The sequence below is a fragment of the candidate division KSB1 bacterium genome, from assembly GCA_034506395.1.
Taxonomy (GTDB): domain Bacteria; phylum Zhuqueibacterota; class Zhuqueibacteria; order Thermofontimicrobiales; family Thermofontimicrobiaceae; genus Thermofontimicrobium.
The window spans coordinates 19,708-44,198 of sequence record JAPDPQ010000016.1 but is presented as its reverse complement, the minus strand read 5'-3'; the positions used below and the strand labels follow the sequence as shown (position 1 = coordinate 44,198).

The 24,491-nt window shown below is 46.2% G+C and carries 14 protein-coding genes; 2 read left to right on the top strand and 12 right to left on the bottom strand.

From position 1 onward, the window contains the following. Positions 1-555: 555 nt before the first annotated feature. Both ONB37_11640 and ONB37_11635 read right to left on the bottom strand, forming a co-directional pair. A complete protein-coding gene (locus ONB37_11640; GenBank protein MDZ7400809.1) occupies positions 556-2,454 on the bottom strand; it encodes a T9SS type A sorting domain-containing protein in 1,899 nt (632 codons plus the stop codon). A 133-nt stretch (positions 2,455-2,587) separates the two neighbouring features. Continuing rightward, on the bottom strand, positions 2,588-5,650 hold the full coding sequence (locus ONB37_11635; protein ID MDZ7400808.1) for a TonB-dependent receptor: 3,063 nt from the start codon (positions 5,648-5,650) through the stop codon (positions 2,588-2,590). 877 nt (positions 5,651-6,527) lie between these two features. On the opposite strand from ONB37_11635, the gene ONB37_11630 reads away from it, so the two are divergent. Further along, positions 6,528-8,519, top strand: a complete 1,992-nt coding sequence (locus ONB37_11630; protein ID MDZ7400807.1) for a glycoside hydrolase family 127 protein — start codon at positions 6,528-6,530, stop codon at positions 8,517-8,519. Positions 8,520-8,750: 231 nt separating this feature from the next. Then, positions 8,751-10,136 (top strand): aminopeptidase P family protein, encoded by a 1,386-nt coding sequence (locus ONB37_11625; protein ID MDZ7400806.1) that lies wholly within the window; start codon positions 8,751-8,753, stop codon positions 10,134-10,136. A gap of 171 nt (positions 10,137-10,307) precedes the next feature. Here ONB37_11625 and ONB37_11620 read toward each other — a convergent pair whose 3' ends face one another. From ONB37_11620 to lat, 10 genes are all read right to left on the bottom strand, one after another. Then, positions 10,308-11,060 (bottom strand): SagB/ThcOx family dehydrogenase, encoded by a 753-nt coding sequence (locus ONB37_11620; GenBank protein MDZ7400805.1) that lies wholly within the window; start codon positions 11,058-11,060, stop codon positions 10,308-10,310. 392 nt (positions 11,061-11,452) lie between these two features. After that, a complete protein-coding gene (ppdK, locus tag ONB37_11615) occupies positions 11,453-14,173 on the bottom strand; it encodes a pyruvate, phosphate dikinase (GenBank protein ID MDZ7400804.1) in 2,721 nt (906 codons plus the stop codon). A 250-nt stretch (positions 14,174-14,423) separates the two neighbouring features. Further along, positions 14,424-16,133 carry a S41 family peptidase gene (locus ONB37_11610; GenBank protein MDZ7400803.1) on the bottom strand — a complete coding sequence of 570 codons (1,710 nt, stop codon included), beginning with the start codon at positions 16,131-16,133 and terminating at the stop codon, positions 14,424-14,426. 60 nt (positions 16,134-16,193) lie between these two features. Next, positions 16,194-16,829, bottom strand: a complete 636-nt coding sequence (tmk, locus tag ONB37_11605) for a dTMP kinase (protein ID MDZ7400802.1) — start codon at positions 16,827-16,829, stop codon at positions 16,194-16,196. Positions 16,830-17,390: 561 nt separating this feature from the next. Beyond that, positions 17,391-18,731 carry an MATE family efflux transporter gene (locus ONB37_11600; GenBank protein MDZ7400801.1) on the bottom strand — a complete coding sequence of 447 codons (1,341 nt, stop codon included), beginning with the start codon at positions 18,729-18,731 and terminating at the stop codon, positions 17,391-17,393. Positions 18,732-18,743: 12 nt separating this feature from the next. After that, complete coding sequence (locus tag ONB37_11595) at positions 18,744-20,048, bottom strand: inositol-3-phosphate synthase (protein ID MDZ7400800.1); 1,305 nt, start codon at positions 20,046-20,048, stop codon at positions 18,744-18,746. Positions 20,049-20,302: 254 nt separating this feature from the next. Then, entirely contained in the window at positions 20,303-20,653 is a 351-nt protein-coding gene (locus ONB37_11590; protein ID MDZ7400799.1) for an aspartate 1-decarboxylase, read from the bottom strand. Between the two features lie 494 nt (positions 20,654-21,147). Continuing rightward, positions 21,148-21,819: a CDP-alcohol phosphatidyltransferase family protein gene (locus tag ONB37_11585; protein ID MDZ7400798.1), complete on the bottom strand. Its 672-nt coding sequence runs from the start codon at positions 21,817-21,819 to the stop codon at positions 21,148-21,150. Between the two features lie 256 nt (positions 21,820-22,075). Further along, on the bottom strand, positions 22,076-22,795 hold the full coding sequence (rsmI, locus tag ONB37_11580; GenBank protein MDZ7400797.1) for a 16S rRNA (cytidine(1402)-2'-O)-methyltransferase: 720 nt from the start codon (positions 22,793-22,795) through the stop codon (positions 22,076-22,078). A 5-nt stretch (positions 22,796-22,800) separates the two neighbouring features. Beyond that, on the bottom strand, positions 22,801-24,168 hold the full coding sequence (gene lat / locus ONB37_11575) for an L-lysine 6-transaminase (GenBank protein ID MDZ7400796.1): 1,368 nt from the start codon (positions 24,166-24,168) through the stop codon (positions 22,801-22,803). Between the last annotated feature and the right edge of the window lie 323 nt (positions 24,169-24,491).

The window sequence follows — 24,491 nt, the reverse complement described above, 5'->3', positions numbered from 1 at the left end:
GGGTTCTTTTTGGAATCGTTAAAAATCAAACAACTGATCAATTAGCATAAAATTGTAACTGGGATTGGAATGTTCCGCACCTCCTTTCATTTTGATGAATTTTTGATTGATCCAACACTAGAGCAACATTGCGACGATCAATGCGACAAAACCATGAGGAGCTTATTTAAACAATTCCGTGTTTCCTCGCTTCTACCGAGCCAAAAAACGCCTGATTTCTTCCCATTTGAAACGGTTCCCGTTTCCACTCGGCCGAGCGCGCCCATCTCAGCGATCGAAGGGCGAATTGATGCCCTTCTGATCTGCCTGTTGGCAGATAAGAATCCCTTGATCATATGGCAAATATCTCAGGCGAATCATCCATCAATTAGCAGACAGATCACTCACCTCGACATTCCATCCTTAGCTTCTTACTAAAGACATTTGGCGGATCAGAATGGCACACGGATTGGTATCTTAAACGTTCTGAAATAATCTGTTCCCTCGGAATGCCAATCTCTTTGTTTTGCAAGCTGCGTTTCCAAGATTATTTTGCCGAAAACCAATTTTAACGAATTATTTGATGAGAACAAGTTTTTTGGTGATCAACACGTTTTCGGTTTGCAACCGATAGAAATAGATGCCACCCGCCAATTTGCTACCATCGAAAATGGCTTCATAATGGCCAGCGCGTTGTACGCCATCAAATAGGGTCGCGACCTCTTGTCCCAGACTGTTGTAGACCTTCAATGTGATCGGACTGGTATTTGGTACACTGTATCTAATTTTTGTGATAGCGTTAAACGGATTGGGGTAATTTTGTTCTAAAGTGAATTTCTCTGGGATGGTCGAACTGGGCAACGGCCTTACGGCTAAAGCGCTATCAGGATGCAGGCCAAGTTCCAACCATCTGTTGATTTTCGCATGTTCTTCATCGGCCTGTGCCAGCCATTTGGAATAATAATCCTTCGCCCCTTCCCGCACTTTCGGATTCCACCAGTGATAGAGGTCCCCCAGCGGAAAACCGCCCATACCAGCGGTCAACAAAGTGTCGTTCGCATAAGCAAGATTTTCTGGTAACGGCCACTGCTGATTGAATCCAGCTTCTGGCATATAGGCCCACATGGTGTCCAAATTGGTGCTCCATTTCTGCCAAAGGAAATATTTTAGAGGTTCCAAATTCAATGGCGGAACAATGAATCTTGGATTGACCTTATCTCGCAGTTCACAAACATCATACAGCGCAGCGCGATTGATGTAGGGATAGGCTTTTACCTTGTTTCCAGAAGCATCAATATAGGTTGAGTCGAAATACACCATCGAAGTGCTGTCCACCATGGGTCTTGGATAAGGGATCATATCGAACAGCCGTTGCTTGTATTGATCTTTGCTATAAGGATTGCCGACTTCGTTGATTCTCGGATTGGGCCGCCATGGTGTATTGCTATAATTTTTATCCCAGCCACCACGCATCCAATCGACGAGCCAATTATCCAGGTAATAGGCGCTGTGGGCAAACAGGATATGGCGATCATCATCGGTGAACGGAACGGAGAACGGTATCGAGGCAACTGGGGTGATGGTGACGGTTCCGCTGGCAGGGTTTGTCCCTTGGGCGGGAATAAAGCCCAGCATCCAGACATTAACAAATAGGCAGTTGGTCACGTTAAGTCGCCACCACCAGCCGCTTTCCAGCGGAAACATGACGACATTATAGAACGTGCAGTGATTGAAATAGACGTTATCCCCGTAATTCGTGCCCTCCTGCATGTAGACATAGCCCATATTGGTGAAAGTGCAATTTTCGAAGTAAACAGAATCCGTATGATAACCCGGGACGTCATAGGGGAAAGAGACCGCTCTTCCATAATACATGAAATGTCGATCGGTGCAGTTGCGGAAGAAACAATTTTTAAAGACACCGTTGAAATGTCGACTGCGAACGCAGATCGAACCAGAAGCGGTGACCGCAGGACAGGGCATCCATTCAAAGATACAGTTTTCAAAAGTACCATAATTTTTCACATCCCCTTGTCCTACCGAAGCCCCTTCGAACACAATCGGTGTCCCTGTTTGAACACCAGCAGCATCTGCGAATCTGACCCAGATATTTTTCATAATCAGATTCCCGTAGACAGCGATAAGGAAATTTTTTGTGACACTGCCACTGGCCGTCCAGAGGATCTGAGGTGGCGCGGTTTGCTGGGTGTTTCCTGCCGGAGGGGCCACAAGCTCCAGGGTTTCTCCGGCTGGTACCTCGATCGTCCCTGTAACCACGTACCAATCGTAGAGATTGAGTTTGAATACGGTGGTCGACAATTTTCCAGCATTGATGGCATCCTGAACCACATTGTTCAATTCGCCCTCGATGCCTCCGCTGTACATGCCCTTCACATAGGTGGTATCCTTCTGTTGCGCTAATAGGGATGCCGTGAAAGCGGTGAGGCATACCAAAATCGTAACAAAGCGTCGCATGACTTTGACCTCCTGATAAGATTTATGTTAGAATAAAAAAACGTGAATTATGCGAAACGAGGGATCTCCTCTTTGGCGTTCTTCAGATCGCAATACTCATTCAATTCTGCATTGTGAACGATAGGGCTTTGTTTCACCGTCGAATTCTAATACCGGCATTGGCAGTCATTCCATAATGCTTGACATTTGTAAAGCCATTGATCGACCTCTGAGCCGACTCGTTTTTCTCGTTATTCAGGTTGTTGATATCCAGATAGATCTCCAGCCCAGGGAACGGCAGCGTCTGTCGCACAGATGCATCGATGCGAAAATAATCTTTGGTATAACCATCTTGTTCAGGAAAGGCACCAACATAGCTCACGGAATTACCCTGGAACAAGAACGATAACCGGGCTGAAAATCCTTTGAATTCATAACCAACATAAGCGTTCATCAAGTCATTCGGTTGATAGATCAAACGTCCCGAGCGAGTGCTATCATAAGTGAATGTCGTTGGGGGACGCGTGCTGTAATCCGTGACATCATCCCGCAAAGGATAAGTGGCTTCCGATTTGATTTTCGTGTAATTGATCCCGAGCACTACTCCGTTCAATCCATAGGGCAAATACCATAAGCGGGTTTGAAAATCGAATTCTAACCCTTTGACATAAGCTGGATGTTGGCTATTGATATAAGTATACAGATTTGCCCCTTCCACCGGCTTGATACCCATGATATCGAAATCATTGATCGTTTTGATATCTTTTGAAACAGCGGTCTTATGGAGAACATAGGTGGTGTAGTAGGTAAATTCCTTTACCGTTTTATAGAAAGCACCGATCGAAAGCAACCCCAATTTGTTGCTGTGAAATGTGAAGTTCAGGTCATGGTTGAAGGCGTGGGCAGGTTTGAGATCAGGATTGCCAGCCCGAACATTTCTTCTCGGGTTGTCATAGGTCACCTTGGGCGACATCTGATGATAGTCTGGCCGCGCCAGGGTTTGAGTGTAAGCATAACGAATATCAAGCCAGTTCAATGGGGAAAATTTACCCTGGACCATTGGCAGCCAATATTCATTCTTTGGGCGAACCACTACCGTATCGCAGTCCTGGGCATCTGGATTGCGCATATCGAACATATTATAGGCCGTATACTTGGATTCGGTCCTTTCATATCGAACGCCGCCAACCACCATGAGATTTTTGAACACCAGTTCCGACATGACATAAGTGGCATAATAATCCTCGGCATATTTATAAGAATTGGCGAGGGTTTGGAACATGCCTTTATACCATCCTCCGGTCACATCCGCACCGCCAGTGGCTCTCCCTTTCCACTCTGGAGAACTATCCAAATATTTCGCCATGGCAACCAAGATCGTTGGGTCGCATGCCCAATACAGTTGACCGAATTGATCGTTAAGGAACGGACGAGTCAATTTCGAACTACCTGTGAAGTTCGATGCGGCAAACTTGGCAGTCGCAGGATCGATTGGGATATTAAACTTGTTCGACAGATCATTGACCATCGCGGTTTGAAACGTCCCACTCGATCGGATACTGGCATAAGGCGTTTTTTGATCGTTGCTATTATTTTGATGGCGATATTCTCCTCCAAGCTTAAAGTATCCAGAAAACGAACTCCCCAATCGGAATGGGAACTTGAGGTTTGAAGAAACGGATCGATTGTTCTCTTTATACAATGAACTAAACAAGTTAATATTGTCCAAATACACCTGTTCTGGACCGGGGTAAGCCCACAGTTTTTTCAAGCTGTCGGGAATGGTATTGACAGTTACTGGCCCAGTGGTGACCTGACCGGTCTTAAATTCGACGAATGGAGATTCTGGCAAGTGGTTTTTCGATGCAGTGTTAGCAAATTTAAAATCTAAGAAGACCCGATTGAAATCATATTTGAAATCGAGCGAGTTCACCATCAAATCGGTGGTATTGATCCCTTCCCGATAAGTGAAATTCAAGAGCTTATCAAAATAGTTCAATATCGTTCGATTGTCCTGAAAATCAGAACGCAAACGGGTATACATGTTCACTGATTTGATCGAACCAGACGGCAACCGATAATCGAGGATCAAATTGCCACCAAAGCGTTGTCGCGTTTCAATATGGCGATTGAGCGGCACACTGGTGACACTGACGGGTCGAAAGCCCGTGGTCGTATCCACTTTACTGCTGGTGGTCCGATAGTTGGCACTCATATTGTCGTCATCTCGATCATATTTCTCTAAATTTCCCAGGAGATAGACACCGAACTTATCCCCAAAGAACCGATCACTCACCGATGCCACAGTCCGATAATTCCCATAATTTTCAGTTTTAGCCGTATATCCCGATTGCCACAGCACATCATATCGCAAGCCCGAAGGTGCTTCGCGCAGCTCCATATTCACCGCGCCGCCAATGGAATTGGCATTCATGTCGGGCGTCAGGGATTTATACACGGACATCGACTTGATCATGTAAGGCGAAACCATAGTAAGATCAACGCTTCGGTCATTATTGATATTGCCGGGGGTATTGCCCAAAGCAGAGACCCCAATCTGAGAACTGCCCGTCGCAGCGAGCTTAACGCCCTCTACCGAAACGGTATTGTATTGGGGTGCTAAGCCACGGATGACGACTTTATTCGCTTCTCCAGAGCTTTCCAGGGTTGAAACTCCAGCCAATCGGCTCAAGGCCTGCGCTGCATTGAAATCGGGCAATTCCTGAATGCGAGCTTCAGAGACGACGTTTGCGATTTTATTGGATGCCAGTTGCTGGTTAATGGCCTGGATCTGTCCTTGCGCCTGGGCGGTGACGACCACTTCCTTCCCAGGTATTACCACTGGCTTGAGACCAAAATCTTGCTGCAATCGACCACCCTCGGGAACCGTCACTTCGATGCTGACAGTGGCATACCCGATATAAGAGACCATGAGAACTTGACGCCCTGCTGGTGCATTAGGAATATAGAAATTACCATTGAGATCTGAAGCCGCCCCGATACTGGTCCCCTTAATGATCACATTTGCCCCTGGGAGCGCATCCTTGGTCTCCCGGTCGTAAACCCTGCCTCGAATTGCCCCACCTGCCAGAAGGGAGTGAGTCAGCAACAACAGAAGAATTCCCGTGAAAAGCAGTATTCTGGGACTTAACCAGGGAGCCCTTACACTGCCAAACAATTGCAGGTTTCTGCATGGTAGGCGAAATAGTTTTTTCATGGCTATACCCTTATTTAGTTAAATTAGTACTGGTATTCCTCAAATCGAAACTGAAAAAATTGCTTTCGATTGTCTGAAAAAAGCGGCAAAAATTTAAATGAAAGTTTATGGACAATGAATCAAAATTTAGCGCATTGATTGATTTTTGATCAAATCGGGTCGTCGCGCGGTGTCGTTGCAGTGCGGGAAGAAGAAAAGGCTTAACTAAGATTGGTGATGGGCAACTCGGAGAAATGCGATACATGTCAAGTTCAGAATATAGATTTGGAATCAGGAATGGACTCATAATTGGGAGAACTGCTGCCGATGCGATTATGGGACCCGCGGCTTTGACGGTCTTGATACAGGGTGGAGAATCTTTTAATGTGGCGCGGCCCAACAGCAACAGGGCAGGCATTAGAATGAGGGGCTTGAGTCGCTTTTGACTATAGACAAAGTCCATGCTCATCTCATTATAAGTTGCCAATGATGATTTGACTTGCCAACCGCGCGGCGGGATAAACTCCGTCGTCCTCAGACACGCGGTTCATCTGCCCAGAGAAGGATGGTGAACAATACCGATATTATCAGTTCAATTTTAATTGAACCGATTTAATTATACAAAAAATTATTTAAAATGTCAAGCAAAAATTTTTAAGCGTTCATTTATTTGTTCATCACAATGGAGTTTCATCTAAGCTACCCGATTCTAAAATTGGCCTTGCAAATTTAAAAATTTTTTTCGATATTAAGGGGGCATTCACTGGGTTTCCCGAGCTATGTGAATCAAGCAGGTTCATTCACCAAATTCGCTTTGCAATTGGATAACAGAAGATCAGCAATCAGTGTAGATTCGATTGCTGGAAAATCATTCATTACAAATTATGGAGGAGTGTTGATGGAAAAATTGATGTTGTTTGTTGCAATGGTGCTTCTATTCACTGCATGTTCAAAAAAACCTCAGAAAGATTATCCCATCAAGCCAGTTCCTTTTACCGATGTCCAAGTTACTGATCAATTTTGGCAACCACGGATGGAAACCAACCGAACTGTTACCATCCCTTACGATTTCAAGAAATGTGAAGAAACTGGTCGCATCGATAACTTTGCTAAAGCAGGGGGATTGATGGAGGGTGAGTTCGTTGGGATTCGTTATAATGACTCTGATGTCTACAAAGTGATAGAAGGTGCCGCTTATTCATTGCGGCTTTATCCGGATCCACAATTGGAGCAATACCTGGATGATTTGATTGCCAAGATCGCTGCCGCACAGGAAGATGATGGTTATCTTTATACCGCGCGAACGATCAATCCCGCCAAGCCGCCGAAAAACGCCGGCCCAGAACGTTGGTCGTATCTCATTCACAGCCATGAATTATATAACGTGGGACACATGTATGAAGCGGCTGTGGCCTATTACCAAGCGACTGGGAAACGATCGTTGTTGGACGTGGCGATTAAGAATGCGAATTTGATCGATTCGGTGTTCGGCCCAGGCAAGAAGCACGATCCACCAGGACATCAGGAAATTGAAATCGGTTTGACCAAGCTGTATCGTGTGACCGGCGATGAACGTTATTTGAAGCTTGCCAAATTTTTCCTCGATCAGCGAGGACGATACATCGGTCGGAAACCCTATGACGAATATATCAGCGCGGAATACACCCAAGACCATAAGCCAGTGATCGAGCAGGATGAAGCTGTCGGTCATGCAGTTCGGGCTGGTTATATGTACTCTGGGATGGCCGATGTAGCGGCATTGACGGGTGACCAAGATTATATCAAGGCCATCGATCGCATCTGGGAGAATGTCGTTTCTAAGAAGCTCTACATCACTGGCGGCATCGGAGCACGATCGGAAGGAGAAGCGTTCGGCGACAATTACGAATTGCCCAATTTGGAAGCCTACAACGAAACCTGTGCGGCGATCGCCAATATGTTCTGGAACCATCGCCTATTTCTGCTCCATGGTGATGCCAAATACATCGATGTGCTCGAACGGACATTGTACAATGGCTTTCTATCTGGCGTCGGATTGGACGGCAATGAGTTCTTTTATCCTAATCCGCTGGAATCCGATGGCCGACATAAAAGAAGCCCTTGGTTCGATTGTGCCTGTTGTCCAGTGAATGTGGTTCGGTTCCTCCCCTCTTTGCCCGGCTATGTCTACGCCCAGCAGGATGATGATATTTTCGTCAATCTGTTCATGAGCAACACAGCGACGATCAAAATGAAAGATAATTCCGTAAAGGTGACGCAGGCGACCGATTATCCCTGGGATGGGAAGATCACCATTACGGTGAGCCCTGAGCAAGAAGACGATTTCACAATTCACGTCCGAATTCCTGGCTGGGCTCTTGGGTCGCCTGTGCCCAGTGATCTTTACCGATATCTTAACCCCACGGATGAAAAAATAACATTGCTAATTAACGGTCAACCGACCGATTTTCAACTGAACAAAGGATTTGCCCTGCTTAAGCGGCGCTGGAAAAATGGAGACACCATTGAGCTTCATCTGCCAATGACTATTCATAAGGTGGTAGCGCACGACAGCGTGAAATCCGATGTGGGGAAATTATCGCTGGAGCGCGGCCCGATCGTTTATTGTGCAGAATGGGTTGATAATGGCGGCCACGTGCTTAATCTCATGTTGCCCAAAGATGCTGAGCTTCAGGCCGAGCACCGGGCTGATCTGTTCAATGGGGTAACCGTGTTAAAAGGTCAAGCTGTGGCGCTCTTCTCCGATCCACAGGGCATCCAGCAGCGCACGCAAGAATTCGTCGCTATTCCCTATTATGCATGGGCCCATCGCGGCCCAGGTGAAATGGCGGTCTGGTTGCCCTATGAGCAATCTGCTGCCAGAGCCATTTCGTTTTCACAAATTCAGTGAAAGGACGAGGCATCTTTGTTCATCAGTGCCTAATCCGATATTTTTTCCCACGAATGTAGAACTTCCAAGGATTTTTGGAGCAACAATCCGCGTTTGTTCTATCATTCGTGGGAAAACATCATCGCTCCTGGTATTATCTGCTGGGCAAAAGCCTTCGAAACAAAATCTAATTCATAGCAAAGAATAGGTGGCGATGGAATATTCGGTACACTCAAAAAAGACGGAGGGGTCATGTTCGATACGAAAACTTATGTGCAGCGACGAGCAAAACTAAAACAGCAGATCGGCTCTGGCTTAATATTGTTTTTAGGTAATGAAGAAAGCCCGATGAATTACGCTGCCAATACTTACAACTTTCGGCAAGATAGTTCATTTCTATACTTTTTCGGGTTGGACTTCCCTGGACTGGCGGCGATAATCGATGTTGACAATAATCAAGAGATAATTTTCGGTTACGATTTTACTGTGGATGATATGGTATGGATGGGGCCACAGGAGAAATTGGCGGCTAAAGCTGAAAAGGTCGGTGTCGCCAAGGCCGAACCTACTGAAAAATTGAACGCGACCATCAGAGAAGCGCTTCTGCAGCGCCGCAAAATCCATTTTTTGCCACAGTATCGACCAGAAAACCTGATCAAAATCGAAGATCTTACAGGAATTCGTCATCAGGTGGTGAACCATTATGCTTCAGTGGAACTGATCAAGGCGGTAGTGGCGCAGCGTTCAATCAAATCAGAGGAAGAAATAAAACAGATTGAATTAGCGCTGGATATCAGCTATGAAATGTATCATTTGGCTAAAAAGATCATTAAGCCAGGGATGTACGAACATGAGATTTATGGACAGGTGGAGGGATTGCTGTTATCTAAAGGCAGCGCCATCTCGTTCCCTATTATCTTTACAGTGCACGGCGAAGTATTGCATGGTCACTCTCACACCAATTTGATGAAGGATGGGGATTTGATCGTGATGGATTCTGGTGCAGAATCGCCGCTGCATTATGCCAGTGATATTACTCGGACTTATCCAGTCAGCGGTAAATTTGCACCATTACAGAAGGACATCTATAATATCGTGCTGGAAGCTCAACTGAAAGCCATCGATATGATGAAACCTGGTGTGCTATTTCGAGACGTTCATCTTGAAGCAGCTCGCGTGATTGCCGATGGATTAAAGCAACTTGGCTTCATGACGGGTGACCTCGATGATGCAGTCAAGGAAGGAGCCCATGCCCTCTTTTTCCCCCATGGCTTAGGGCATCAATTGGGGCTCGATGTTCATGATATGGAGGGATTGGGTGAAAATTACGTCGGCTATAACAGCAAAATTCAGCGCAGTAAACAATTTGGTCTCGCCTATTTGCGCTTTGCGAAGGAGCTGGTTCCAGGTCATGTGCTTACGGTTGAGCCAGGTATCTATTTCATGCCGGAATTGATCTCCCAATGGAAAAATGAAGGGAGACATAAATCATTCATCAACTACGACAAGGTTGAAGCGACCATTGGCTTTGGAGGCATCCGCATTGAAGATGACGTTTTGGTGACGTCGAAAGGCCATCGGGTGTTGGGCAGGCCGATCCCAAAGACCATTGATGAACTTGAAGGATCATTCTCCTAAAAAACAACACCAGATAACCAAACGCGTGGCAATATGGGTCTCATCACCAAAAGTGGGATCTTGATAATTAATCCGCTGCTTCAACGCATATGGAAATAAGGCATGTGGCGAGGGACGATAAGCGCACAAAGTCTCTCGCCCTATGCCGAAACGCTCGATTCTTTAATATCGCTACACAGCTCCCACAGTCGCCAAATAAATGGCAAATTCCTCTTTGCCATCGACTTCCAGCAAGCGATTCACAGCATCGTCATCAAATGCCGCCACGGCGCAACAGCCCAATTTCAATGCTTCACAAGCAAGATAGAGATTTTGGCAAACGTGACCTGCATCCAGATAAATATAACGATAGGCGCGCTGCTGATATTTCCAACGACTGCGCTGGATCACGGCAGTCCAAATAAAAGCTACACTGCACGTCCTGAACATCTCCTGCCCAAGGCAAGCTTCTGTTAAATGATCTACAATCGCAGGATCATTCCTCAACTGGATCACTGCATGTCGCGAGGGAGAATAACGATACAGGCCAGACTGCAATTGTTCAAGATGATTTATCAGCAAATAGGTTTCCAAGGGATGTCGCGCCCCGGCCGATGGAACAGTTCGCAAGGTATAACCATAACCAGCCTGCTGTAGCCCCTGAGTGGCCCACAGCAATAGCGATAGTTGCTCCAGGCTGAGTGGTTTTTCCAAATAATCCCGCCTCGATCGCCGCTGTTTGATTATAAAGAAAATTTCTTTTCCAAATTTGGAGAGCAATGGTTCGGTTTTTGGAAGAGCGACTTGAGGGACATCTGGCGGGATCGGTTTTTCGGCTTGAGGGACCGGGATCCCTCGACTCATATCGCTCGGGCTGAAGAAATACTGATATTTGGTGTATTCTTGAAAATCTTCACCGATATGCGCGATTTTCGATAAGTCCATACAATAAGACCTCACAGTAAATTTATAAGACTACCTTTCAACAATTCCTCCCCGCGAAATGGCCCCACCTCTATCTCGTGTCGCCTATTTTAGGTCATAGCGTTTTTAACTGAGCGGGCATGCATTGCCGCATATTGTTCGAATCCAGCTTAATACAAAAATGGACATCTGCAAACTAGAGCATAAGAAGCTGTCATGCCTGCGAATGCAGGCATCTTATAATGCGCAGAATGGGGTTGCTGTGCTTGCAGAATTGATAAACACAAGTCCACAATTTGGTCCCTGTGTAGAATAAGATCCTCGTGATTGATTCTGGCTCAGAACAAAAAAAGCGGTGGTAGCTTTCGAATTCGAAACTAACCACCGCTGCAAATCCAAACATCGATCACCAATTACTTTTTCTGAGGCCCATTTTTGATGGCGGCATGAGCCGCTGCCAGTCGCGCGATCGGTACACGGAATGGCGAGCAAGAGACGTAGTTCATGCCAACACGATGGCAGAAATCGATAGAATCTGGATCGCCACCGTGCTCACCGCAAATGCCGATCTTGAGATCTGGCCGTACTGAACGTCCCCGCTTGACCCCCATATCGATGAGCTGTCCCACGCCGTTCTGATCCAGGGTCTGGAAAGGATCATTGGGCAGAATCTTATGGTCCAGATAATAAGGTAAGAAGCTACCGATATCATCTCGGGAAAATCCAAAGGTGGTCTGCGTGAGGTCGTTGGTACCAAATGAGAAGAACTCGGCCGTTCGAGCGATCTCGTTAGCAGTGACGCAAGCCCGCGGGATTTCGATCATCGTACCCACCATGTAGCTAAATTTGACCTGTTTTTCTTCCATGACCTCCTTGGCGACGCGGTCAATAATGGCTTTCTGATGATCAAACTCTGTGTAAATCCCAGTTAAAGGCACCATCACCTCGGGGTAGACTTTTACGCCCTCTTTGGTGAGATCGGCGGCCGCTTCAAAAATCGCCCGAGCCTGCATTTCTGTGATCTCTGGATAGGCAATGCCCAAGCGACAGCCACGATGGCCCAGCATTGGATTCAACTCATGAAGGGCTTCAATGCGGGCTTTCAGCTTCTGCTCGGTGATCCCCAATTGTTTGCTCAACTCTTTGATTTGTCTCTCATCGAGGTTGACGAACTCATGGAGCGGCGGGTCGAGCAACCGGATGGTCACAGGAAGATCATGCATAGCTTTGAGGATCCCGTAAAAGTCATTACGCTGATACGGCAACAATTTCATCACTGCCTTTCGGCGGTCGGTTTCGTTCTCAGCGACGATCATCTCGCGCATGGCCATAATCCGTTCCGGGTCGAAGAACATGTGTTCGGTCCGACACAATCCAATTCCCTCAGCACCAAAAGCACGCGCCTGTGCCGCATCCTGAGGTCGATCCGCATTGGTGCGAATCCCCAGTTCGCGGACTTCATCAGCCCACTTCATCAGTTGCTGATAGAGCTGGTTATGCTCCAGGTCGGGTTCGACCAAGGGCAGTTTCCCTTCATAAACGCGGCCGCGCGTCCCGTTCAACGAGATCCAATCGCCCTCTTTCAACAGTTTCCCGTTGACGCTCAACTGTTTATTGGCCAAATCGATTTGCAGCGCACTACATCCAACGATGCAGCACTTACCCCAGCCGCGCGCAACCAATGCCGCATGGCTGGTCATACCACCCTTCGCCGTTAAAATGGCAGCCGCAGCGTGCATACCATGGACATCTTCTGGAGAGGTCTCGTTGCGCACCAAGATCACCTTTTTGCCCTGCTTGGCCCAAGCTTCTGCATCATCGGCTGTAAAAACGATCATGCCATTGGCGCCGCCGGGCCCTGCTGGCAAACCTTTCGCCAACTCCTTGGCCTTTTTCTCAGCCTCAGGATCTAGCATCGGATGCAACAGTTCGTCCAATTGCGATGGTTTCACGCGCATCAATGCCGTCTTCTTGTCGATTAAGCCTTCCTGGCACATCTCCACCGCCATTCGGACCGCTGCTGGACCGTTCCGCTTTCCAACTCGGGTCTGCAACATCCATAAACGGCCTTTTTGGATGGTGAACTCGATGTCCTGCATATCTTTATAATGCCGCTCTAATTTCTTCTGAATGCTATCGAGCTGCTTGTACAGCTCCGGCATGACCTCTTCCAGGCTCGGAAGGTGCTGAGTGTCTTCCGTTTTGCCAGCCCGGTTGATCGGATTGGGCGTCCGTATCCCAGCAACGACATCTTCACCCTGGGCATTGGGCAACCACTCACCGTAGAACACATTTTCACCCGTCGCCGGGTTTCGGGTGAACGCCACGCCCGTAGCACTGTCATCGCCCATATTGCCGAATACCATGGCCTGAACGTTCACGGCAGTCCCCCAATCGTCGGGAATCCCTTCAATACGACGGTAAGAGATAGCCCGCTTGCCCATCCATGATTGAAATACCGCTTTGATACCGCCCCATAGTTGCTCCCGAGGATCATCTGGGAACGGCTTGCCTAATACTTCTTTCACTTTCGCCTTGTAAATTTCAACCAGCTCTTTTAGATCTTGAGCTGTCAAATCTGTATCATATTTGTATCCCCGAGCCTGCTTCATGCGATCCAGCTCATGTTCCAATTGCTCCCGAATCCCATGGCCGTCCGCTGGTTCAATCCCTTCAGCTTTCTCCATCACCACATCCGAGTACATGGCAATCAAGCGACGGTACGCATCGTACACAAAACGCTCATTTTTGGTCTGCTTGATCATCCCTGGAATGGTTTTGGTGGTCAAACCGATGTTGAGAACCGTCTCCATCATTCCTGGCATCGAACTGCGGGCACCGGATCGAACCGAAAATAGCAATGGATTTTCTGGATCTCCAAATTTTGCGCCCATGATTTTCTCGACTCGGGCAATTGCATCATCAACTTCTTTTTCTAATTCTTTTGGAACTTGCTTGTTGTTCTGATAATAATAAGTGCACATCTCAGTGGTAATCGTGAAGCCGGGTGGGACTGGAATGCCTAAATTGCACATCTCAGCCAGATTAGCACCTTTGCCACCCAACAATTCTTTCATGTTAGCATTACCATCAGCTTTTCCTTCTCCAAAAAAATAGACATACTTTTTACCCATTAACCGTTCTCCCTAACATTTTTTACCAAATTCGCTATTTGACTTTTATAGATGAAACGTGATACATTATTGACAAAATACTTGCATTGCCTTTTTTATTTGCAATTCAAACATAGCTGCCTTGAACAAGCTTGAATCATGATTAGGCCCCAAAACAAGATGGAAATCGCTATTGAGCTTTTTCATAAGTGCGGCAGTTTGGGCTTCAATTTTGATGTTCACCAATTAAATATTGAGAATGATCATTGGCTTATTTAATATCTACGTTGCTGCTTAATAATGAAAAATATTCTCGATCATTCGATAGAATTTCAACCGCCTTTTTGATCTCTGGGTGCCATTGAAATTCCACTTGATACTTTCCAGGTGTTCCCCAAAGCTTCGCCGCGATCTCGGCTTTTAAATTCCATTTGATGGTCTCGAGATCCCGCTGAAAGTCCTGATCTTTTGCCTCTTGAAGCGTTTTTTTCAATTGTTCTAATGATGACTCCATTGCACTCGAATATTTTTCTTCTTTAAGAACCTTGATCAATTCCTCAAGTTTCATCTCGCTCCGAGTTTTATAGCTGAAATCCTTGGCCTTCAGAAATTTTTTGAAATCAGCAACAATGCTATCATCAATAACGAAATCGGTATTCAGCGACTTGTGGCTCGAGGCATATTCGAGCGCAAAATTGAAGAACATCGATTTCATGGTCAGATTCGCCACCAATGGAGAGATCTCTTCTGAAGCGATCTTGATATCGGGGACAATGCCACCCTTGCCATGCACCCGACGTTTTCCAACTGTGTAGAATTGGTCGGGCTCAACGTTGCTCAATGAATCCTTCTTGCTATCATAGCCATACAAAATCTCTTTTGATCGGATAAAATCTGGTTTCTGGATCAGACGGCCGCTGGGGATATAATATTTAGCCGTAGTGATCTTTAATGAGGTGCCTTCCCGATCCAAAGGAACGACAGTTTGGACCAAGCCTTTGCCAAACGTGGGCGAACCGATGATCAATCCTCTATCCAAATCCTGAATCGCGCCGGCAACGATTTCAGATGCGGAGGCACTGTATTCGTCCACTAAAACAACTAACGGCTTATCCCCCCAAATCGGAGTCTCTTTGGAGCGATATTCGACATTGGTGCCTGTGGCTCGCCCTCGGGTATAAACGATCAAGTCTCCCTGCTTAACGAAATTTTCGGCCACTTGGACTGCGGACTCCAGCAGGCCACCTGGGTTGCCCCGCAGATCGAGAATTAGGGCCTCCATGCCCTTGCTTTTCAGCACGGCGATGGAATCTCGAACCTGCTTTCCCGCAAAGCGAGAGAATTGACCCAATCGCACATAACCAATTTTGTCTTTCACAAAGCCAGCATAACTCACATCGCTGATCTTAATTTCAGCGCGAATAAGTCGGAATTCCAATACCTTTTCTTCACCCACGCGTCGAATCTTGATATTCACAGCAGTACCAATTTCACCGCGCAGCCGTTGCGCTGTTTCAGAAATGGAGAGATTGTTAGTAGCGACGCCATCGACCTCGATGATTTGATCTCCCTCGCGGATCCCAGCTTTTGCCGCCGGTGTGCCCTCGAACGGTGGCTCCACTACAGTCGGCCATCCCTCTCGCTTGGCGATGCGCATCCCGACGCCCCCGTATTTCCCCTTGGTCATAATCTGAAGCTCATTGTTCCCCTCCTGCTCCACGAAAACTGTATAGGGATCCAAATTGTCCAGCATCCCATTAATGCCAGACTTCATGAATTTCTCAGGATCTATCTCTTCCACATATCGAGTAGCGATCTCTTCATAGACTTTACCGAACAACTTGAGGTTTTTATCGATCTCAAAGTAAAAATCTGGCTTGGATACGTTGGCCCCGCGAGAGACCCAGCCACCGAATAGGATCACTACGCCAATCAATGCCACAACAATGGCCAACGACAGATAATGTTTATAACTATTCATCGTAACCTCCTCTGAATAGTATCATGATTCGAATCCCTGGCGTTGCTGCCAATAGGCCAATTACTCGTTGAGCGCTACGATCCGTTTTACTTGCGCCCAAATTTCATCGGCAATTATTTGAATAGTGCTTTTACCATCAATGATGCGAAATCGTTCCGACTGTTTCGCCGCGATCTCAAAATATCCGTTTCTCACTCGTTCAAAAAAAGTACGATCCTGATCTTCCATACGATCCAATTGCTTATTCATCCTTTTCTTGCGCTGCTCCATTTCATCAATGTCAATATCGATCAAAAAAGTCAAATTTGGCACTATCCCCTGGGTGACAAATCGGTTGGTCCGCTCCACAAAATCGAGGTCAATTCCCCGACCATAGCCCTGATAAGCCGTAGATGAGTCAAAAAATCGATCGCAAATCACGAGACGCCCTTGCTGCAGCGCTGGAATGATCTTCTCCTGCACCAATTGTGCCCGCGCTGCAGAATAGAGCAGATATTCGGTAATCGGATTCATGGGCTCTGGGACCTTACTCAACAGCGTATCCCGGATCTTTTCTGCAATGAGTGTTCCACCCGGTTCGCGTAATAATAAAAATGGATAATTTCTGTCATGAAGCTTTGCGACCAATTGCTCGATCTGAACCGATTTGCCGCAGAGGTCAATCCCCTCAAAAGTGATCAATTTGCCAGTCATCATTTTGTTCAATTCCAGTTTTCAAAGACCCAAGTTGGCAGCGCTGCATCCATGAGACCAATGACGATAATCGAATTGAGCCCCAGATACCAACCTCCTTTGAGAGTTTGAATCCAATTCTGCAATTGCCGTTGTTTCGAGCTGGGGTTAAAAAATGCACCCAACGCTTACAACATATTCGATCTTTTATTTCACTCCGATTTTTCCCATGCAGAACGCTTAAATCATGAGTTACCGATGTCCTTAAACCAATTGGCATATGCGCCAAGGGCCCATTAAAATCCCCTATGGTCAGTGCCATCTCATCTCTTCACGAAACCATGAATTATTTCTATCTCCTCCGTTGATTGGGAGCCGGATTTTTGCGAATGACTCAAGATCTTCTCTTTCATAGCCCAATAATGGCTCGATGAACAAATTTCAATTTCATTTAATCTGATCGTTCAATCTTGGAGAGAAATTTCGGGCCATAGCATTGGGCTGAATCAAACTCCATTTCTCTGTTTTAAGACCTGATGCGCCAAAATCAGCTTGTGATAGAGCCGGAAGATGAGAAATATGAGGCTAAACTTTCAGGAATTTCCAGCGACCGCCTTTGAATCTCCAATAATTGGCAAGTAACCTCAAAGACTCATCCAATAAGTGAGTAAGCCATAATCCAGTCAGCGCCAGGCTGGTGTGAAAGGCAACAATCCAATTTAAACAAATCTCAAAGATAAAAACTCCAATCATGGTCATATACATAAGCCATTTCAAGTCCCCAGCTCCTCGAAGATTTCCGATCACGACGCTATCAACAGCTTTGGGGACTTGAACGATCGCGAACACGATCATCGCATTAACGCCAATGGCCAAAACTGCTGGTTCTGGAGTGAAGAAATACAGAACGGATCGCGAAAATAGCGCCAAGACAATGGCAACGAATAGCGAAAACACAAATCCAACCCAGCCAGCGGTTTTAGCGGTTCGTTCCGCCAATTTTCGTTTCTCGGCTCCGAGGTTTTTGCCCATCAGCGTCATGGCTGCCAGACTAAAGCCCAGGTAAGCCATCGAAAGGATGTTTTGGATGCGGATCAAAACGATATGAGCCGCCAGGTATTTTTCTCCCAATCTGGCGGCATAAATTGATACGATCAACATCCCGATCGCCCAGACCAATTGTTCGACCGTCGTGGGCACCCCGGCGTTGAGCAGCCGTTTAAACGTCTGAAAATTGGGCCTCGTTAATTCGCGAAACGATAAAAACAGTGAACCTTTTCTGGTTCGCAAAATATAGAGAGTGATCAAAAATCCGACCGAATGGGAGATGCCCAACGCGATAGCAGCCCCTTCCACTTCCCATCTGGGGAACATGAACCAGCCGAAGATAAATAGCGGGGCAAGAATCAGGTTCAGCCCATTGATGCAGACATTCACCAACATCGATAGATGGGTATCCCCTGCCCCGCGAATCACGCCGACCGCCGTGAAATTCGTGATGATGATTGGGGCGAACAACGCCACAATCCTCAAATAGCTAACCCCGGCACGCTGAGCTTCGATGGAACCACTCTCTTCGATCAATTTGAAAAGATGCACCCCGCCGAAGAACCAGATCAGGGCAAATAGGAACGAAATGATAATGCTGATCATCAACGCCTGACCAAACACGTGATTCGCCTCCCGGCGTTCCTCAGCCCCGAGGTGACGGGCGACGATCAAAGAGCTTCCAACGATAAAGGTAATCAATATGGTCAAAAACGAAATGATCACCTGGATCGCCAGTCCCTGACCAGCAAAGGCAGCGGTACTGATCCGGCCAATCAAAATCGCCTCGATCGTGAACATGATCGTTTGTGATGATAGGTCAATCACCGCTGGCAGAGAGGTTTTGAGAATATTTTTTAATGGCGACCCATGACCCACTGAGATCCTCGCTTAATCGTAATATTCCAATCCCAGGTGAGTAATTAGCTCCTCGCCTTTCAAATAGCGCAGCGTGTTTTTGAGCTTCATCAATTGGATGAACAAATCATGTTCGGGATAAAGGCCTGGGGCAACCATCGGGCTTTTAAAATAAAAAGACAGCCATTCTTGAATCCCTTTCATCTTGCAGCGCTGGGCCAAATCCATGAATAAAGCTAAATCTAAAACGATAGGCGCTGCCAAGATGCTATCCCGACACAGAAAATCGACCTTGATCTGCATCGGATAGCCCAACCACCCAAAAATGTCGATATTATCCCAGCCCTCTTTATTATCGCCTCGCGGCGGATAATAATTGATGCGGACCTTGTGATAGAATTTTTTATATAGATCGGGGTAAACTTCAGGTTGCAATATGTATTCTAAAACCGAAAGTTTACTTTCCTCCTTGGTTTTGAAGGACTCAGGGTCATCGAGCACCTCGCCATCGCGATTGCCCAGGATATTGGTAGAAAACCAGCCTTGCAAACCCAGCAATCGCGCTTTGAGCCCAGGAGCGATGATGGTCTTCATCAGCGTTTGCCCAGTTTTAAAGTCCTTCCCAGCGATCGGAACTTGTCGTTCCCGGGCAAATTCAATCAGAGCGGGGATATCCACGGTTAGATTTGGCGCCCCATTCGCAAATGGCACCCCAGCTGCGATCGCTGCATAAGCATAAATCATGCTCGGAGCGATTCCAGGATGATTGTCCTTCATCGCCTGCTCGAAAGCGCTCAGCGTCTCATGAATCGGTTGCGGCTTCAAATAAATTTCAGTACTGGCGCACCAAATCATCACCATTCGATCAAGCTGATTCGATTTCTTGAAATTTTGTATGTCTTCAATAAGCAGTTGGGCGTAATCGTACTTGGTTTTGGCCTTTTTCACATAAGTGCCATGCAGCTTTCTGACGTAATTTTGATCGAACACCGCTGGCATGGGTCCGATCTTTTCAATATCATCTTTCACTTGGTTCAGTAAATCAGTCTGCAGCACGCCAGCCTTGAGGGCGGCCTCATAAACATTGTCCTCAAAAATATCCCAGCCACCAAAGACTAAATCGTTCAAATCCGCTAATGGCACAAAATCCTTTATTTTTGGCACCCTCTTTTCAGTCCGCTTCCCCAGTCGAATCGTCCCCATCTGAGTCAAAGATCCAATTGGTTTTGCAATCCCTCGTCTCACCGCCATCACGCCAGCGATGAACGTCGTCGCCACAGCACCCATCCCTGGCGTAAGAATGCCAAGCTTGCCTTTCGGCTGTTCAATATTTACCATGTTCTTCACTTATTCCCTCCTGGTTCACCTGTTATTAATTAGCTGACAATTTTGATCTGCCCGGATCTGTTCTCTTTCAAGCTAAATTACCATGGTTTAATTCATGGAGCTGAAGTGCGGTCAGGTCAAAATCGCCTGTATGAATTTAAAATCATCGCATTTTTATGATCAAAAATGTACGCCTCTCGATTAGCATACTGCCTCTCAAAGTGAGTTGATATTGTTGAAGCCATCAATCGCCTGTATTTTCTGGTTCAATCTAAGATCTGATTAGATTGATTTACATGGACAATTTTCGGGACGTACTGTTTTGCCTCCTCTGGGGACATCAATGCATAAGCAACGATAATGACCAGATCACCGATCTGCACCATTCTGGCCAGCGCGCCGTTGCAACAAATCGTGCCCGAGCCGGGTTCTCCCTCAATCACATAGGTCTCAGCCCGCTCTCCAGTATTGATGTTCAACACCTGGACCTTTTCAAATGGCAAAATGTCGGCAGCCTCCATTAATTTCGAATCGATGGTCAGGCTGCCCTCATAATTCAAATTGGCATCGGTTACGGTCGCCCGATGGATTTTTGATTTGCACATGTTGATCAACATATAGCGCCCCCCTCCTAAACTTAAAGCATGGGATAATCATTTTCGAATGAAATGTTCACTCCAAATCTTCATCATGCTTAACAACATGAAGATTTCAACATAGCATTCTAAAAAGCAAATTCAATTTGATCAAGCTTGATGGAACTAAGATGCTCTTTATTGATAACGCAGATTTTCTCTGATTCCTTGATTTTGATCCGAGCATCCAGCGAAAAAACTTTATGAAACGATATCAAATCAATTGATATTCTCATTTCATTCAAAAAGCAATGTCATATTGACAGCAGTTGATTGGTTATTTTTTAGGTAACAATTCGCACTAAAGAATCGATCGGGAAAATTTAGCCGTCATCCCCTTGGCTGATGATCCAGCGATAGCAAAAGTTGAATCAATCAATTTGCCCTGCAAATCAGCCTCTTCGGTATCAGTTCTATTGAAAAGGCAAAATGATTATGCCCGCAAAAGCTCTAATATGAATTGATCAGAGCGGAAACTATTCAGAGATCAATTTTTTGCGGGCTTCTTTGTCCGTGACCCAGATGTGGTAGAGCCGCTGCACGGCGGTGAGATTGGCAAAAATTGCCACCAAAATTAAGGCAGCGATCAGCAAAAGCTTATGAAAGATCGCACCGAATGCGATGAAAACCACTCGCTCTGGCCGTTGCATCCAGCCGACCTTGCATTCCAGACCCAATCCCTCGGCACGCGCGCGAACGTAACTGGTCATCACCGAGCCCCCGAGCGCCATACAAACAGCGATGATGCTAACCAGGGAAAGATTGAAGCTCTCGAAAGTTAAGTTCCATAAAGATAGCGGCATCGGGGCTGTTGCCCATTTGTCATTTACGAAGTAATAGGCGAGGCCGAAAAAAATAAACACCTCAGAATATCGGTCCAGTGTCGAATCGTACAACGCACCGAATTTCGTCACTCGATTGGTGGCTCGGGCAACTTTGCCATCGATAATGTCGAAGGTGCCAGAAATCAGCATGATGATCCCCGCAGTCCTCAGAAATCCAGAACCGAACAGATAGGCGGTCAGGACGCTGAGTAGAAAACCAAGCGTGGTAAAATGGTTCGGATTTAGCCTTCGCTTGATAAAAAAATCGATCACTGGCGTTATCAGCCGAAGATAGAGATTCTTAAGCCAATCTGGCAAAAACACAATTCTTATTTTCAATTTTCACCCGTCTTGATGGTCACAATTTACCAAGTGATTTTTAGCAGAATTAAATTAGATGATAATGCTTCCGAACGAAACATGCTCTTGAAAGCGAATTTATGCTCAAACCACAATATTATTCAAAATGATCAAGCGTACACTTTGCGATGATTTTTACCCGATGCAAGGATTTTGGTTCTTCCCTCGCATATCATAATGATTCCCTAAAATTCCCCTTCATTTCTCTCTGACTAACTAATCACTGTTTACTGGCCGCCGTTTCCTGATCGTTTTCTCTACCCTTTCCTTCAATGACCACCACGAACTCCCCTTTGAGGACCAATTGATCTGGGTTCAGCGTAATATCCGCCAATGTCCCTCGGTAAACTTGCTCGAATTTCTTTGTCAATTCTCGGATAATTGCCACGCGACGATTTCCGAAAACAGCGAGCAACTGGTTCAGCGTTTTGAGCAACCGATGAGGAGCTTCATAGATGATCATTGTTCGCTGTTCGTCAGCTAATTCTTGCAACCGCTTTTGTCGACCTTTTTTGGTCGGCAGAAATCCCTCAAATACAAATCGGTTAGCTGGCAAACCAGAAATCACTAGCGCTGGGATGAGCGCCGTGGCGCCAGGAATGGCCTCGATCGCAATATTATTCGCAATTGCTTCGCGAACCAGATGATAAGCTGGATCAGAAATGCCTGGCGTCCCAGCATCGGAGATCAGGGCGATAGATCGTCCCTGGAGTAATTTTTGGATCAGTGCCGGTGTCTTTTTCGCGATATTGAACGCATGGAAGCTGGTGGTTGGCGTTGTAATACCGTAATGGTTTAAAAGAACCGATGAATGCCGAGTGTCCTCGGCTGCAATTAGATCTACTTGCTTCAGGACCTGGATCGCCCGAAGCGTGATATCCTCTAAGTTTCCAATGGGCGTACTGACCAAATACAATTTTCCTGAAGAAACCAGCGTCAATGCAATTATAACTCTCCTTTTCCTTGAATGCCGATGGCATTTACTTTTTTTGTGATGAATAACAAGGTGGCATCGATGATGCCTATCGCTTCATCCACGATCTGTGGGGTGATGTTCAATGCGGGCCGAAATCGCACCGATCGTTCGCCACATTTCAACACCAACATCCCCCTTTTTCTGGCTTCCCGAATGAATTGATCCCGGATAAAATCTGCTGGGAGATCGAACGCGATAAACAAGCCACGACCTCGAATATTGGAAAGCAACTGAGGAAATTTATTTTGTAATTCCAACAGTTTTTCCAAGAAATAGGCGCCGACTTTGGTGGCATTTTCTAACAGATTTTCCTCAACCATGATCTCGAGATACCGTTGGCAGCGAACCATATCGACGAGATTGCCGCCCCAGGTCGAGTTAATGCGGCTTGATTCGACGAACACATTGTTTTCCACCAGGTCAATTTTTCTGCTCGCCATGATACCGCAAACCTGCGACTTCTTGCCGAACGCGACAATGTCAGGTGTTACGCCAAAGTGCTGATATGCCCACATTTTGCCGCTAATTCCCATGCCGCATTGCACTTCATCGAAGATCAATAAGAGATCGTTTTCGTCCGCAATCATCCTTAGTTCCTTGAAAAATTCGGCTCGAAAATGATTATCACCGCCCTCTCCTTGGATCGGTTCGATAATGATCGCAGCAATATCATCAGGATTATCTAAAATGGCGCGCTTGATTTGCTGCAAGCTCATTTGTTCAGCCTTTTCCACGCGGCGCAGATTTTCCTCGTTCAGCGGAAAAGTGATCTTTGGATTCAACACTCGCGGCCAATTGAATTTCGGAAAATACATGGTTTTTCGTGGATCAGCGGTATTGGTCAACGATAATGTATATCCACTTCGACCATGGAAGGCTTGTTGAAAATGGATCACTTGTGTCCCAACTTCCCGGGTATACCCTTTTTGAAAATTCATCCGAATTTTCCAATCGAATGCGGTTTTTAATGCGTTTTCAACAGCCAAGGCTCCCCCATCAATGAAAAACAGATGAGGCAGCGATTCCGGCATGGCAACCCGCACAAAAGTATCCACAAATTCCGCCATCGCCACCGTATAAAAATCCGAATTCGACGGCTTATTGATGGCCGCCGTAAGCAACTTTTCTTTAAATTCTGGAGTCAGCAGTTTCGGATGATTGATTCCAACTGGTAAAGTTGCAAAAAACGTGAAAAAATCGAGATACTTCTTTCCATCTCGTTCATCGACCAAATAGCTTCCAGAGCTGTTTTTTAAATCCACAATGATCTCAAACCCATCGATCAACATGTGCCTCGATAAAATCGGTATCACATCCTTAGGCGTAATCTTCGACATATCATCCCTTCCATCCGTTTCAGTTCCGTTGAAATCTTCTCTTTGAATCAAATCAGAACAGCAAATTGAGGCAAATCCGCATTTTTAAAACTGGTTATTATAGTAAAAATTTTAATAAAAGTCAAGACACATTTTTAAAGTGAAATGAGGTCAAATGGGGTGTGCGAAAAAACGCTGATTGCGGCGGCTTTGCTGTGAGGGCGAACCCTATCTAATTTCCTATATTGACTGATCGAACATCTCCCTCTATTCTCATTTTCCTTTCAGCGAGAAATTTATTGCTTGGTCTGCAATTGATGCATTAACGAAAAGCGAATCCCATC

Excerpts from the sequence above, each read along its gene's own strand:
- ONB37_11640 (MDZ7400809.1), bottom strand. The coding sequence starts at position 2,454 with ATGCGACGCTTTGTTACGATTTTGGTATGCCTCACCGCTTTCACGGCA.
- ONB37_11635 (MDZ7400808.1), bottom strand. The coding sequence starts at position 5,650 with ATGAAAAAACTATTTCGCCTACCATGCAGAAACCTGCAATTGTTTGGC.
- ONB37_11630 (MDZ7400807.1), top strand. The coding sequence starts at position 6,528 with ATGGAAAAATTGATGTTGTTTGTTGCAATGGTGCTTCTATTCACTGCA.
- ONB37_11625 (MDZ7400806.1), top strand. The coding sequence starts at position 8,751 with ATGTTCGATACGAAAACTTATGTGCAGCGACGAGCAAAACTAAAACAG.
- ONB37_11620 (MDZ7400805.1), bottom strand. The coding sequence starts at position 11,060 with ATGGACTTATCGAAAATCGCGCATATCGGTGAAGATTTTCAAGAATAC.
- ppdK (MDZ7400804.1), bottom strand. The coding sequence starts at position 14,173 with ATGGGTAAAAAGTATGTCTATTTTTTTGGAGAAGGAAAAGCTGATGGT.
- ONB37_11610 (MDZ7400803.1), bottom strand. The coding sequence starts at position 16,133 with ATGAATAGTTATAAACATTATCTGTCGTTGGCCATTGTTGTGGCATTG.
- tmk (MDZ7400802.1), bottom strand. The coding sequence starts at position 16,829 with ATGATGACTGGCAAATTGATCACTTTTGAGGGGATTGACCTCTGCGGC.
- ONB37_11595 (MDZ7400800.1), bottom strand. The coding sequence starts at position 20,048 with ATGGTAAATATTGAACAGCCGAAAGGCAAGCTTGGCATTCTTACGCCA.
- ONB37_11590 (MDZ7400799.1), bottom strand. The coding sequence starts at position 20,653 with ATGTTGATCAACATGTGCAAATCAAAAATCCATCGGGCGACCGTAACC.
- lat (MDZ7400796.1), bottom strand. The coding sequence starts at position 24,168 with ATGTCGAAGATTACGCCTAAGGATGTGATACCGATTTTATCGAGGCAC.